At 43.7% G+C, this 13,681-nt stretch carries 17 protein-coding genes and 2 tRNA genes; 9 read left to right on the top strand and 10 right to left on the bottom strand.

The genetic code is table 11. From position 1 onward, the window contains the following. The first annotated feature begins 3 nt into the window (after positions 1 to 3). Together NI466_RS12900 and NI466_RS12905 are read left to right on the top strand one after the other, a co-directional pair. Entirely contained in the window at positions 4 to 1,107 is a 1,104-nt protein-coding gene (locus NI466_RS12900) for an XRE family transcriptional regulator (RefSeq protein WP_004729258.1), read from the top strand. Between the two features lie 151 nt (positions 1,108 to 1,258). Then, positions 1,259 to 1,639, top strand: coding sequence for a hypothetical protein (locus NI466_RS12905; RefSeq protein ID WP_253173787.1), 381 nt, complete (start codon positions 1,259 to 1,261; stop codon positions 1,637 to 1,639). Positions 1,640 to 1,736: 97 nt separating this feature from the next. Here the strand turns inward: NI466_RS12905 and tehB are convergent, their stop codons facing one another. The 7 genes from tehB to NI466_RS12940 all read right to left on the bottom strand — a co-directional run bounded on the left by tehB (position 1,737) and on the right by NI466_RS12940 (position 5,765). After that, positions 1,737 to 2,600, bottom strand: a complete 864-nt coding sequence (gene tehB, locus NI466_RS12910) for an SAM-dependent methyltransferase TehB (protein WP_253173788.1) — start codon at positions 2,598 to 2,600, stop codon at positions 1,737 to 1,739. 216 nt (positions 2,601 to 2,816) lie between these two features. Next, entirely contained in the window at positions 2,817 to 3,089 is a 273-nt protein-coding gene (locus NI466_RS12915) for a hypothetical protein (protein ID WP_004278649.1), read from the bottom strand. 109 nt (positions 3,090 to 3,198) lie between these two features. Continuing rightward, entirely contained in the window at positions 3,199 to 3,948 is a 750-nt protein-coding gene (locus tag NI466_RS12920) for a hypothetical protein (protein ID WP_004278650.1), read from the bottom strand. Between the two features lie 225 nt (positions 3,949 to 4,173). Beyond that, entirely contained in the window at positions 4,174 to 4,671 is a 498-nt protein-coding gene (locus NI466_RS12925) for a hypothetical protein (protein WP_191112277.1), read from the bottom strand. A gap of 224 nt (positions 4,672 to 4,895) precedes the next feature. Next, positions 4,896 to 4,971, bottom strand: a tRNA-Phe gene (locus tag NI466_RS12930). Positions 4,972 to 5,108: 137 nt separating this feature from the next. Then, a tRNA-Phe gene (locus tag NI466_RS12935) sits at positions 5,109 to 5,184 on the bottom strand. A gap of 203 nt (positions 5,185 to 5,387) precedes the next feature. Next, on the bottom strand, positions 5,388 to 5,765 hold the full coding sequence (locus tag NI466_RS12940; protein ID WP_004278652.1) for a GNAT family N-acetyltransferase: 378 nt from the start codon (positions 5,763 to 5,765) through the stop codon (positions 5,388 to 5,390). Positions 5,766 to 5,861: 96 nt separating this feature from the next. Here NI466_RS12940 and hisB point away from each other — a divergent pair, with 96 nt between their 5' ends. The 6 genes from hisB (at position 5,862) to NI466_RS12970 (ending at position 10,533) form a co-directional block, all read left to right on the top strand. After that, positions 5,862 to 6,455 (top strand): imidazoleglycerol-phosphate dehydratase HisB, encoded by a 594-nt coding sequence (gene hisB / locus NI466_RS12945; protein ID WP_004729244.1) that lies wholly within the window; start codon positions 5,862 to 5,864, stop codon positions 6,453 to 6,455. Continuing rightward, complete coding sequence (hisH, locus tag NI466_RS12950; protein WP_086044210.1) at positions 6,455 to 7,072, top strand: imidazole glycerol phosphate synthase subunit HisH; 618 nt, start codon at positions 6,455 to 6,457, stop codon at positions 7,070 to 7,072. Before hisB ends, hisH begins: the two co-directional genes overlap by 1 nt. A gap of 131 nt (positions 7,073 to 7,203) precedes the next feature. Next, a complete protein-coding gene (locus NI466_RS12955; RefSeq protein ID WP_253173789.1) occupies positions 7,204 to 7,722 on the top strand; it encodes a DUF805 domain-containing protein in 519 nt (172 codons plus the stop codon). A 103-nt stretch (positions 7,723 to 7,825) separates the two neighbouring features. Further along, positions 7,826 to 8,485, top strand: a complete 660-nt coding sequence (locus NI466_RS12960) for a 3'-5' exonuclease (RefSeq protein ID WP_253173790.1) — start codon at positions 7,826 to 7,828, stop codon at positions 8,483 to 8,485. Between the two features lie 318 nt (positions 8,486 to 8,803). Continuing rightward, a complete protein-coding gene (gene hisA, locus NI466_RS12965) occupies positions 8,804 to 9,538 on the top strand; it encodes a 1-(5-phosphoribosyl)-5-[(5-phosphoribosylamino)methylideneamino]imidazole-4-carboxamide isomerase (protein WP_004729237.1) in 735 nt (244 codons plus the stop codon). 65 nt (positions 9,539 to 9,603) lie between these two features. Beyond that, entirely contained in the window at positions 9,604 to 10,533 is a 930-nt protein-coding gene (locus NI466_RS12970) for a DMT family transporter (RefSeq protein ID WP_253173791.1), read from the top strand. Positions 10,534 to 10,592: 59 nt separating this feature from the next. On the opposite strand, the gene NI466_RS12975 is transcribed toward NI466_RS12970, so the two are convergent. From NI466_RS12975 to NI466_RS12985, 3 genes are read right to left on the bottom strand one after another with little or no spacing between them, the layout of a single operon-like run. Further along, positions 10,593 to 10,988, bottom strand: coding sequence for a DUF4870 family protein (locus NI466_RS12975; protein WP_253173792.1), 396 nt, complete (start codon positions 10,986 to 10,988; stop codon positions 10,593 to 10,595). Positions 10,989 to 11,008: 20 nt separating this feature from the next. Beyond that, a complete protein-coding gene (locus tag NI466_RS12980) occupies positions 11,009 to 11,635 on the bottom strand; it encodes a DUF1294 domain-containing protein (protein WP_253173793.1) in 627 nt (208 codons plus the stop codon). A gap of 27 nt (positions 11,636 to 11,662) precedes the next feature. Beyond that, positions 11,663 to 12,610, bottom strand: coding sequence for a homoserine kinase (locus NI466_RS12985; RefSeq protein ID WP_253173794.1), 948 nt, complete (start codon positions 12,608 to 12,610; stop codon positions 11,663 to 11,665). Positions 12,611 to 12,723: 113 nt separating this feature from the next. Here NI466_RS12985 and hisF point away from each other — a divergent pair, with 113 nt between their 5' ends. Beyond that, on the top strand, positions 12,724 to 13,482 hold the full coding sequence (gene hisF / locus NI466_RS12990; RefSeq protein ID WP_004647284.1) for an imidazole glycerol phosphate synthase subunit HisF: 759 nt from the start codon (positions 12,724 to 12,726) through the stop codon (positions 13,480 to 13,482). Positions 13,483 to 13,681: the final 199 nt, after the last annotated feature.

Consider the following 13,681-nt stretch of genomic DNA (forward strand, 5'->3'; position numbering starts at 1 on the left):
GAAATGCAAGTAATTGATCGAACTAGATTAAAGGTTGCGAAGGATTTGCGACGCTTGTCCAATAAAGATTTTGCTAATCTTTTAGGTTGCTCTGAGCCTAAAATTCGTAAAATTTTAACAGATGGAAAATATCCTATTAGTTGTGAAGATTTTCAGCAAATAACTGAAAAATTGGGTTTGCCTGCTAGCTTTTTTTTAGCGGACGATAATCTCGAATTAGTCAATTCGTCCGACATTTTTTATAGGTCAGCAGCTAGAATTAAGGCTGAATATAGAAATGCAAATGAAGCCTATATTCTGTTAGCAAAAAAAATTAACCTTTACTTTGAGAGTAAATTAACTCTTCCTAAATTTAGTTTCCCTGATCTTGAAATTTTTGAATCTAATCACCCAGACTATCCATCAAGTGTTGCAAATAATTTAAGAGGTTTTTGGGGATTAGGCATCCAACCCGTTAATAATATTATTGCGCTACTTGAGCTAAAGGGTTTTCGCGTCTTTCGCCTACCTTTTGATATAAAACAAATGGATGCACTTTCTTTTTTTGATGAACAAAGTGGCAATCCTTTTATATTCTTAAATGATTTTAAATCATTTGAAAGACAACGCTTTGACGCTGCTCATGAACTTGGTCATATGATTCTGCACAAAGATGATAATGCCGAATACAATCGAACAAAAGAAAGTGAAGCAGATCAATTCGCTTCAGAATTTCTGATGCCTTATGAAGGCTTTACCAGTAATTTACCAAAAAATTTAAGTATTCAATCTATGATTGAGTATAAAAAATATTGGCGTGTCTCACTTAAAGCTGTGAATTATCGTTGCCATAAATTAGATTTGATTTCTGATTGGATTTATAAAAACAACTCAATTCGTATAAATTCTTTTGGATATCATTTGAATGAACCTGATCCAACTTATGGTGATCAATCTCTGTTTTACTCAAAAATTTTAAAAACTTTAGCCACTCAAGATGGTTTTAGTATTTCTAAAATGCTAGATGGAATCGGCATTTCTCGTTCAGATTTCAATGATCTAACATTTTATTCAATAGATAAATTTGAAGAATCTAAACCTAGACCTAAACTTTATGTCGTTAGTTAAAGCTCTTCGGAGCTTTTTTTATTTAAATTAAAATGTTATCTATTTGTAAAATTGGTTTATTTTTCAGTCACTTAAATCTTGATTATGAATCACTTAAATTTTATAAGCGTATGATCAAGCCTCTTTTTCCTATTTCCTTAAAAGGGTTTATATGAACATGCTTAAAACAATGATCGCAACTGCAATCGTAGCGACTTCTGCATCTGCAATGGCAACTGAAGCTCAAGTTGCGCCAGCAACTATTGTAACCAAAACAACCCAAACTGTTGCCAAAGAAACTGCTGCACCTGTACAAGCGAAAGTTGAAGCGACTCAAGCGACTGTTGCTGCAAATCAACAAGCGGCTGAAACTAAAGCTGAAGTAGTAAAAACAGAAGCGACGACTCAAGTAGAAATGGCTCAAGCTACAGCAGAACAACACGTTGAAGCTGTGAAAACTGAAGCAGTAGAAACCAAAGACGCCGCTGCTGAAAAAGCAGAAGTAAAAGCTGAGAAAAAAGGCTGGTTCTCTTGGTTTAAAAAAGCAGCTTAAGATTTTTAAAGGAATAAAAAAAAGATGTCAGCCTGACATCTTTTTTTTGTTTCGGATGATTTAATTTATTTTTAGGAATTAAAAGACTTAATCTTATTTAAACCTTGTGTGCCAACATGGTGGCAAAGTGCTGTTTAATCCGCTGGCCCTGCTCATCGACACGATACAGCTCACCGATATCTTCATTGTATTTCACGATATTCCAGCCCTCATAATACCCTCGCAACTCCCCCGGCTGAAAAGCAAATGGAAAATCGGCTTGTGCCGGAATATCTGGCGTATCCATGGCACAGACAATCAGGTTATAGCCACCCGGCACAGTCGCCTGCTGCATCTGTGCAATCAGCGGTGGAATGGTTTTCGCCTCAAGGAACATCATCACCACGGTACAGTAGATAAAGTCATATTGGCCTGCAATACTGGTATCCGTGTTAAGGTCGCGGCGCTGCACCTGCACATGATCAATCTGTTCCGTCTGTACAATCTGTCTTAAAGTCTGCAAACTGTTTTCGTTGACATCCCAAGCATCGACATTAAAGCCGTTCTGGCTTAAATAAAGCGCATTACGCCCTGTACCGCAGCCGACGTCCAGCGCACGACCACCTTTTAAATAGGGCATGGCGGCCAGCACTTCAGAATGGGGAGGATTCAACTGATATTTCTTGATGAAGTAATCCTCAGGCCGGCAGTAAAAACGCAGCTGGCATTCGACATCTTCACTGGCAGAGACAATTTTGTGCCAGGCCTCAGGCTCAATAAATGGCGGTTGCTGCTCTGGTGTAAACACATGCTCGGATTGCACTGCACCAGATTCTTCCAGCATGGCAAAATGCAGCTCACCTTTTAATACTGTCAATTTCGCCCAGGTACCCGCTTTGGTATTGTGCTGATTCTTGAAGTCCTGAGGAATGCTCTGCTGGGTCCAGACTGGAAGTTCCTTATAACATCTCAACTGTTGCATAATTTTTTGCCCTCCATATCATCCATGCTCCGCCTGTCATTCTTTTGGCAGCGGTAATTAATTCAGCATAGCCTGTTCAAATCGAAATTGGAATCAGCGCCTGTTCGCGCTGTGCCGATGCAACAGCAAGATCAATACCAGTTTTTTATCAAAATAAAAAAGCTGCCTCTCTTGAGACAGCTCGGTTGTATATCAATGAGGAATATGGCGCTTCGATTAATGCAGCAGTTCCGACTTCAGCCAGTTGATATATTTATCCTGATCCATAAAATCTGGTGCGCTTCCCAGATCCAGACTGAAATACTGCTGATTGAACTGAATCACAATCTGTTCGGTATAGTGCCAGTCCTCGATCAGCGTGAAATATTGATCCAAGAACAACCGGTTCTTGTCTCCGTTATTCATCCTTTGTAATTTTGGACATGTTTTATTTGCGACAAACTCACCGTACACCTGCTGAATATCAGCAAAAACCTGAATTGTTTGCATGACTCACCTGCTTAAATGTTATGTCGTGATCTGTGCGACCCCTTCAATTTAGCAAGCGAGTTTGAACAGCAGATGACAGTCCTATGGCAATCCTGTCATCTAAGTCAGGCTACAACTTGTTTTCAACCGCTTTCTGGTTGGCAGTCGCCACTCGTTCCGTCTGTTTATTCAGGTGCAGCATTTCTTTATACAGCGCATTAAACTCTTGCACGGCTTTATCGTCATAGAACATAAAGGTGTTATTTTTCTTTTGCCATTTATGCTTTTTCAGTACTGCAAATAAGGCATCAGCCTTGGCCAGAGTCTGTTTTTCAATTTCAAAAATGACATGTGCATTACTATTTTGCTGACTGTCTTTTAGAGTCAGGCTCAGTTGCTGGCGATAACGGTTCTTAATATCCAGTTGCTGTGCCTTGTCGATCAGCTCGGCATCGCGCTGCTGGATTTTCTGCTGATAGCTATTCACAATTTGATGGACTTGCTTGAGCATGGCTTCAGTTTCTTTATAGCCTTGTGCCTGATCCTTAGCCAAGCGGTCGATATTCAGAAAATTCTGCCAGTTGGCGGCTTTTAAGTCGCGTAGATACTGATTACGTTCCTCGGCACTGTCGCGCAATTGCCCCAGCATAAATTCAGCCATGATGGCATAGTCACCATCCAGACGGTCATCCTCAAGTTCAATCTGAATCGGTTTAGACCAGTCCTGTGCCTGCTGCGCAATACTCTCGGTTTTTTCTTCAAGCACAGTTTCATATTCGAGCAGCTCGGCCTGATGTTTTTGCTGAACTGAATTCTGATAAAACAGCCCAATAAAAATTGCCAGTGTCACAGCGGCTACAATCATAAAAACACGCGGCATGTATACGCTCCAGCTCTGTCAGTCAGATCTTGTTGATTTACATCCACTATGCTTATTTTTTAAACACAATTCAAGGCATTTGATTTTTCCAATAATATGTCTAGCTTAAACAGAAATTGCTCCCCTCACAAAGCTACCCTTTCCCAGCACACTATTTGTCGATCTCGTTGCATGGCAGATTTAATAAGCTCGTTTAACAAAGTTATCTAGACCGACAGGCGCACATTATGGGGAATTAAACGGCAGGCTCAGATTCAGCCGGTTCGGATCGAATTGCTCGCGGACAATACTCACATTGGTGGCATCGCGGTTAATTCCAAAAGGTTGCAGCAATACATACACCCCATTTCTTGGGTCTGAAGACTGCAAGCCCTGTGCGATAGCCAATACATATTCACGGAACACCACAGGCAGGCTATCCAGATTAGGGTCGGCAGGTGCACGCATCACATCAATATTCGCCACTACGTCGCCATCCACGCTATAGGCCTGAATTTCACGTTCAATTTTCATCAGGCGCATTTGCAGGGCTTTGCGCTGGCTGTTCTGTTCCTGATAAGGCAACATTTTTTCAGTCACGGCGCGCAGTTCCGGTTCCGCCATGACGGTCAGAGTCGGTAAGACGACGGAATCAGCAGCAGGCGCAGCATGGCTTAATATCGGTAGGCTAAAAGCAGTACAGGCCGTAAGAAAGCCGAGTTTAATTGGTGTTAGGAGATTCATCATTTTCACCCTCGTTTGGAAAAGGGAAAGCGTCAAAGCTAAATCTTACAAATAATGCCCGTGTCTATTGTTAAGTTTGATAAACGGTCAATCAGGAAGAAAAAAGCAGGAAACGTCGAAAAAGAAGAAGTTGAAACAACTGAAAAATAGAAAAGAATAATGTTGATCTGGCTTTGGTGCAGGCAAAAAAAATCCCCAAACCAAGTTTGAGGATTTTTTGAATATGGTGGCGAGACCCAGGATCGAACTGGGGACACACGGATTTTCAATCCGTTGCTCTACCTACTGAGCTATCACGCCGATGCGGTGTATTAAGCCGTATCTGGCCTCATTAGTCAATCAAAATTATGAAAAAAATATTTGAGTGGCTGATTTTTGGCCTAAAAAAAATCCCTGATGGGATCAGGGATTGAAAACTTTGAAATCGTTTTAAAATATGGTGGCGAGACCCAGGATCGAACTGGGGACACACGGATTTTCAATCCGTTGCTCTACCTACTGAGCTATCACGCCGATGTCGCGTATTAAACAGTTTCAGCTGTAAATCGTCAAGAGCAGAGAGAATAATTTTCGTTAAATGTTTACTTTTCCATCAACTCGCGTGAATTTGAGTCATAAATCGAACAGTTTTTACCAAAGACCTCAGTAATAAAACAGATTTAAGCGTTTATTTACATAAAAAAGCAGCCTAACGGCTGCTTGATATTGCTCTATCTTCAGATTTTTTCCAGATTGGCCAGACAGCGATGAATGGCCCCACAGCCTGGCACGAAGTTTTTCACGCCTTTTTCTTCTTCCATGCGGCAGACCTCACTCACCAGCCTTTCTGCAACGCCACGACCGCGATTGGCCGGATGCACCACAATATTTTCCAGAATCCGGCTTTCGCCCTGTCCGGTGCACCAGATTGCCCCAATAATTTTGCTATTAAATTCTGCGCTATAAACTGAGGTATACTGTGCAAGGTTTTGCTCTAGTTGTTCCATGGCATCTGCCCCGTCACTAAATTCAGGGCTCGTGTCATACAGTCGCTCAAGCTGGCTGCGCACTTCGTCATTTTCTAAAGAAGTATAAGCATGTACGGTGATAGGCATTGATAAACCCTCCTGAGCAATCTAATATGCGGTGACTTCGTCACGGCGAAAATATTTTCTACATCAATCATTTTGACGTATTTGAGGAACGTGTCTATGACAGATCGTATCAGTGAAGTGGTAAGAAATACCAACGAAACCAAAATTCGAGTTCGTTTGAATCTCGACGGTACTGGTCAAGGCACCTTAAACACGGGTATTCCCTTTTTAGATCATATGATTGATCAAATCAAGCGTCATGGCCTGTTTGATATTGATATTCATTGTGATGGCGATCTGGAAATCGATGACCATCATACTGTGGAAGACTGCGGTATTACGCTGGGTCAGGCATTTGCACAGGCATTGGGCGATAAAAAAGGCCTGAAACGCTATGGTCATTTCTATGCGCCACTCGATGAGTCTTTAAGCCGTGTCGTGGTAGATCTGTCTGGCCGTCCGGGTCTGTTTATGGATATTCCATTTACCCGTGCCATGATCGGCCGTTTTGATGTGGATTTATTCTCTGAGTTTTTCCAGGGCTTTGTAAACCACTCCTTGATGACGGTACATATCGACAACCTGAAAGGCAAAAACAGCCATCACCAGATCGAAAGCGTATTTAAAGCATTTGCGCGTGCGCTGCGTATGGCCTGTGAAGTGGATCCACGTGCTGCCAATACGGTAGCTTCAACCAAAGGTACACTGTAATGACCCGTATTGCCCTTCTTGATTATGGCATGGGAAATTTGCACTCTGCGGCAAAAGCATTAGAACATGTCGGTGCCACAGTAGATGTCACCAATGATCCAAAACTGATTGCACAAGCAGACAAGATTGTCTTTCCGGGCGTAGGCGCGATGCGTGACTGTATGCAAGGTATGCATGAAGCGGGGATTGATGAAGTGGTACGCAATGCCGTATTTAACAAACCGGTATTGGCCATTTGCGTGGGTATGCAAGCCTTGATGCAGCATTCGGAAGAAAATGGCGGTACCGATGCACTGGGTATTTTCGAAGGTGCGGTCAAGCATTTTCCGGAAATGGCAGGCTTAAAAGTGCCGCATATGGGCTGGAACCAGGTGCATCAGGCTGATCCAGAGCATCCGATGTGGAACAATATCGAACAGGATGCACGTTTCTACTTTGTACATAGCTACTATGTAGAGCCACAAGATTCAGACCTGGTGGCAGCTACTTGTACCTATGGCATCGAGTTCTGTACCGCAATTCATAAAGAAAACCTGTTCGCGACCCAGTTCCATCCGGAAAAGAGTCATACCGCCGGTTTGCAGTTATTGAAAAACTTTGTGGACTGGAAAATCTGATTTTCCTTTCGCCTAAAAAGCTCGCAGATTGCGGGCTTTTTTGTTGATTATTTTTTACACTTTTCATTTATAAAAAATCTCTTTATCATAGAGTTTCTTATAAAAAATCTAACGAAAACAAAGGAAAAATAATGATTAATACAATTCAGGATTCGGGGTGGAATGCATCGGGACGTTTTGGACGACGTTCGTATATCGCATGGAATATGCTGCTTGGTTTTTGCCTTATGATCATCGGGATCATTGCTGCTTTCATTTTACCTGGAATGAGTCCAGAGACTTTAGATGGTAAAATGTCCATGCCTTTAATGGTGCTGTTGGTTTTGATCTACGGCGTTGCGATTTATTTTAGCGTGATTTTTTTAATTCGTCGTTTACATGACCGTAATCATAATGGCTGGCTTTCTTTACTGATTTTTGTGCCGGTCGTAAACCTTGTCTTTACACTTTACTTGTTATTGGCACCCGGTCACAACGAAAGTAATGAATATGGCCCTCCACGCACGACACGTGGCTGGGAAACGCTTTTGGTGGTGCTGTATCTGGTACTCGCGGTTATTTTGGCCGCCTTTGCTGTCCCTGCTTATCAGAATTATGTTGAACGTGCTCAACAGGCGCAGATGGAACAGAGTAGCTATCACACTGATTAAACCTATTTAAATTCTGCATAAAGCCCATTCTTCATGGGCTTTATTTTTGCCTAGAACAGGAAAAGTGATTAAGCTGAACGCATTCATTTCATGATTGAAGCTTATGCAACAGCTGCTGGATACTTTACCAAGCAAGGAACAAATTCAGACCTTTCCTGTATTTAAAAATCTTCCGATGCAACAGATTCAGGTGATTAATCGTCTGGAACAATGTCATGCCCTTGAACAAGAGCTAAAAAGCCATGCAGTCCTGGGTTTCGATTCTGAATCCAAGCCCACCTTTAAAGTCGGTGAAGTCTCGACTGGGCCACACCTGATTCAGCTGGCGACTTTAGACAAAGCCTATTTATTTCAAATGAGTCCGGCGATCTGGACATTTCTCACGCCGATTTTTGCCAGCCGAGACCAGATCAAGGTCGGTTTTGGCCTGAAAAATGATGCGCACCTGTTCCGTAAAAAAGGCATTGAACTGAATAGTGTGATTGAACTATCCAAATGTTTTAAAGCTTTTGGTTTAAATAATCCGGTCGGATTAAAAAATGCCATGGCGTTGTTGTTTCAACTGAATTTCCCCAAATCGAAACGGATTAGTACTTCGAACTGGGCCAGCAAGAAGCTCAGCCCGGCACAGATTGATTATGCAGCCGCAGATGCCTATGCACCCGTGCTGGTATTTGAAGAATTGTTGCGTCGGGATTTATTACCCAAAGAGATTCCCAATACTTCACTGAAATTGAGAATCCGTCCTTCATCGACGGCTTAATCGCTTGAATGGCGTATTAGTTCTGGCAACTTCATGTACACATGAAAGCCATGATGAGCGCGGTCGGTAAGGTGGTTGTGACTTTAGCAGATCTTACAGCTTCGATTATCGACCCCCTTAGTACACGACCCGTTGTGGAAAATCTGATCTCCATTCAAGAGACGAATCATTAAAACCATTAAAATAAATGATCTCCCTGCTACCTGTCTACGCACAGGTTTTCTTTATTCATACCGTTTAAGAGTTAGAAATTTCGACTTTATTTGCTAAGATGAACTCACTCAAATTCATTCTAAAGATTAAGCAAGGAGCGAAAGCATGCTGATCATCCCTGCAATTGACCTGAAAGATGGCAAATGTGTCCGTTTAAAGCAAGGTCGTATGGAAGACGATACCGTATTTTCAGACGATCCGGTCGCAACAGCACAGCATTGGGTAAATGAAGGCGCTCGCCGCTTGCATTTAGTAGATTTAAACGGTGCTTTCGCAGGTACACCAATCCATAAACCAGTGGTTGAAGCCATTGTCAAATCCCAGCCTGACTTGCCGATCCAGATTGGTGGCGGTATCCGTTCTCTGGAAACCATCGAGCATTATCTGCAAGCCGGTGTTTCTTTTGTGATCATTGGCACCAAAGCAGTTCAGGATCCTGAATTTGTTGAAGAAGCATGTCAAAAGTTTGCTGGCCACATTATTGTTGGTATTGATGCCATGAATGGCATGGTGGCAACAGATGGCTGGGCCAATGTGACTGATGTCAAGGCTACTGACCTGGCGAAACGTTTTGCCGATGCTGGCGTATCGAGCATTGTATATACGGATATCGCGCGTGATGGCATGATGCAGGGTGTGAATATTGAGCAAACCGTGAATCTGGCACAATACTCAGGTTTGCCTGTGATTGCATCTGGTGGGGTGACCAATCTGGATGATGTACGTAACCTGAAAGACCAACCGGGTATTTTAGGTGCAATTACCGGCCGTGCGATTTACGAAGGTACATTAAGCTTGCGTGAAGCACAGTTGTTGCTAGATGAGCAACAGGCGTTATAATTAAGCCTGCTGTAAAAGAGGTCTTCGGACCTCTTTTTTATTTTTTAATTTTCTGATCTCCTGGCATGTCTACACTTATTTCCAAAAATCACTCCGGCTGGATGGTGAAAGCGCCGCAACTCGCCCTGATCCTGATCACCATTATCTGGGGCGGCAGTTTTATTACTGTGCAATACGGGCTAAATTTTAGTAGTCCGATTATGTTTGTCAGCCTGCGTTTCGCTGCGGCAGCGCTTGCCGTCACCCTGATTTCACTGAAGTCGCTAAAAGGCATGAACCTGAAAGAGGTATTTGCTGGCGCGGTGATTGGCGTCATGATCGCCATCGGCTACGGCACCCAAACTGTGGGCTTGCAGACCATCAGCAGCAGTGAGTCGGCTTTTTTAACCGCCTTGTATGTTCCACTGGTTCCGATCCTGCTCTGGTTAATGTTCCGTAAAAAACCGCATGTCATGACTTGGATCGGAGCGCTGTTTGCCTTTATCGGTCTGGTGTTTTTGACAGGTAATGGTTTTGCTGCGATTCAGCTCAGTTTCGGGCAAACCCTGACTTTGCTCGGTTCGATTGCGATTGCACTGGAGATTATTTTTATCAGCCATTTTGCCGAGCAGGTGAATGTCCGCCGGGTCACGGTGCTGCAACTGATTTTTGCATCCCTGTTCTGCTTTATGATCGCACCTGTTTTAGGCGAATCTCAGCTACCTGAATTCCACTGGCATCTGGCAGGAATTTTAGTCGGTTTGGGCATTGCCAGTGCCTTGATTCAACTGGTCATGAACTGGGCGCAGCGCATGGTCGATCCATCACAGGCGGCAATTATCTATGCCGGCGAACCGGTATGGGCCGCCCTGTTTGGCCGTCTGGCCGGAGAACGGCTACCTGCACTCGCGCTAGTCGGTGGATTGATGGTGGTGCTGGGCGTGATTGCCAGTGAATGGAAACCGAAGTTTTTAAGAAAAGAACCAACAGAACAATTAAAGCAAGATCTTTCTTAATTCCACTAAATCCCCCTTAAAAAAAGGGGGATTTTTTCTCTAAAGAAATACGGCTAAAATTATTTGCTATACATCGGTCTATTGTCATTTAAGCGCATGATGCCGCGAATCGCCCGATACACAATCCAGATCCAGGCCAAAACCACCACAACCAAACAGAAGGCGGATGCACCAAATGCGACCCCTGCAAACAGGTTAGGATCTTCGCCGGTAAAGAACAAAAAGAAAAATGGAATAAAGGCGATGATATTCCAGAACAGATACCACCAGAAACTGCGGATCTGCCAGGTAAAATGGCTTTCAAAGATGGAATCGCGTACATCGCGTCGTTTCACATAGTTAATGATCAACGCCACGACAGCCAGCAGGCCAGCACTAAAAATGGCCACAATATATAAAATGTACAGTGCAAAAGTCAGTGTGCGGTTTGAGTCTTTATCAATGGAATAGTTCACGTCCCCTCCTGGTACTTCCCCTAGATATTTAAACTATTCAATGGGGAAATCAGCCATATAATCAAAATGATGTTAAAGGCTATGGTACAAAAATATATCTGCCGGAAAGGTTGTTTTTGTGTTTTATGCCGTAATTTCTGCTGTGCCAGCCAAGCTGCCGGCCAGCCGCCCAAGAAGGCCACCAGATGCAGGGTATTTTCCGGAATACGGCGATTACCCAGCTGTGCCGCTTCCTTATCTTGGGCATAAAGCCAGTAACTGAGCGCATTCATCAGACTGACCAGCAACAACACTAATCCACTGAGTAAACCGCCCAAGGTTAAAGCCACCAGAAAAAGAATATAGAGCACACAGGCAATTTGCATCGGCTGTAATTTCTGTGTCTGCTGTGACTTGGACGGTTTAAATTTTGCTTGCAGACTTTTGGCTTGAGATGCTTTCAGGTACATCACTTGTTGCGCGCGATAACGGCCGCGTTCATCCAGAATGACCAGATAATCCAGCGCACAGCCCACGATTGGACGTGGGCCAGGCTTGGCAAAGTCCTTGATATGCAGAAATACGCGATCTTTAGCTGGATCACTGGGCTGGATAAAACCATAGCCCTGATCATCAAACCATTCCACCAAACGTCCCTGATCGCGCATATCCCCTACCCCTTTTGATTTGATTGTTTAAGCGGTGACGAATTTTAAGCGTTCAATCAGCATATTACGCATTTCATCCGGATTTTTTTGCAAAATATCTTCGCCAGTACGGCCTAATGCTGCATTACGCTGTGCTACCTGCAGACGCATCATCCAGAACCGTCCTGCCGCCATAGCCAGATACAATTCCAGACAGGCGCGTTCATCACTGGTTAAAGGACGAATCGTTTCATAGGCATTTAAAAAGGCAATCGCTTTTTCTTCATTTAAGACCACGTCAGGATATTCGGTACAGAAGTCATTTAAAGTAATGGCAATATCGAACAACCATTCATCTTGATTCAGCTCATAAAAATCCAGAATGCCATTCAGCTGATCGCCTTCAAACAAGGTATTGTCACGGAACAGATCCGAATGAATAAAACCGCGTGGACGGTCTGGATATACCGCCGTCAACGCCTCATATAAACCTAATAATTTGCCGAGCAAGACTTTATCTGCATGACTTAAACTCGGTTTGATCTCTTGAGAAACGGCCAGCCAATAGGCATGATCACGCACGAAATTACGTTGCAGGTTAAAGTCTTTGAGAGCCATATGCATTTTTGCCTGAGCGACTGCAATCGCCTCTACCTGCGCAACAGTAGATGGCATCGGATGTTCACCCATCAGGCGCGGTGCAATCTGTGCCGGTTTATCTTTAATGCTGTGAATCGCTTTGCCTGAATGCGACAAAGGCACAGGAACGGCCAATCCAGCCTGACCCAGATGTTCTAAAACAGGAACCAGCTCACCTGCCGCCTGCTCATCCATATCTTCAAACACCGTCAGCACATATTGCTGGTCTTCGCAGACTAAAAAGTAGTTGGTATTTTGAATACCGCCTTGAATGGGAATCAGATCAATCGCCTTTAAACCATAAGGCGCTGCAAAATCCTGAACTTCCTTTAAAGTCAAAGTGGTATAAACCGACATAGAAAACCTGCGAAAAAACTTACATAATTTTGCTAGAATACCGCTTCCATCTGCCAAGGTGTAGCGCTTGCGTGGGTGAGTTTCATAATCGGCTGTAATAATTGGAAAAATTTATGCTAGCTAAACGTATTATTCCTTGTCTGGACGTGGATAACGGCCGTGTGGTCAAGGGTGTCCAGTTCCTTGATATTCGTGATGCGGGCGACCCGGTCGAAGTGGCGCGCCGATATAATGAACAAGGTGCCGATGAAATTACATTCCTTGATATTACCGCTACACATCATGGACGCGACACGACTTACCGTACCGTGGAACGTATGGCCGAATCTGTATTCGTGCCTCTGACTGTCGGGGGGGGTGTCCGTAAAGTCGAAGATATCCGTTTATTGCTCAATGCCGGCGCAGATAAAGTCAGCATTAACTCGGCTGCGATTTATAATCCTGAGTTTGTGCAGGAAGCGTCTCAACGCTTTGGCGCACAATGTATCGTGGTGGCGATCGATGCCAAAAAAACCGGTGACCATAAATGGGAAATTTTCACCCACGGTGGCCGTAAGGAAACCGGGATTGATGCGATTGAATGGGCTGTGAAAATGGCTGACTTCGGCGCAGGTGAATTACTGATTACCTCGATGGATGCCGATGGCACCAAAGCCGGTTATGACATTGCCCTGATGCGTGCCATCAATGACCGCGTCACAGTACCGACCATTGCCTCTGGTGGTGTAGGTAATTTACAACATTTGGCGGACGGCATTATTCATGGTGGTGCCGATGCGGTACTGGCAGCTTCAATTTTCCATTTTGGCCAGCACACCATTCCGGAAGCCAAAGCCTATATGGCAGCCCAAGGCATTGAAATGCGCCTTTAAGCCGTTTTAGATGATGATTTAATTCAAGAGTGTTTTTATAAACACTCTTTTTTTATGCCTTAAATAAAACAACACAGCAAATACGGGACAAAAAAAGGAGTCTTTCGACCATTGCTGTCCCACAATTTTTCACAAGAGGAAGCTCATTTGAGCTTCCTCTTGTTTTATGGGTATTTTATCGGGTGAAAATAAAGCTTTT

It is taken from the genome of Acinetobacter lwoffii (genome assembly GCF_024129595.1).
GTDB lineage: Bacteria > Pseudomonadota > Gammaproteobacteria > Pseudomonadales > Moraxellaceae > Acinetobacter > Acinetobacter lwoffii_O.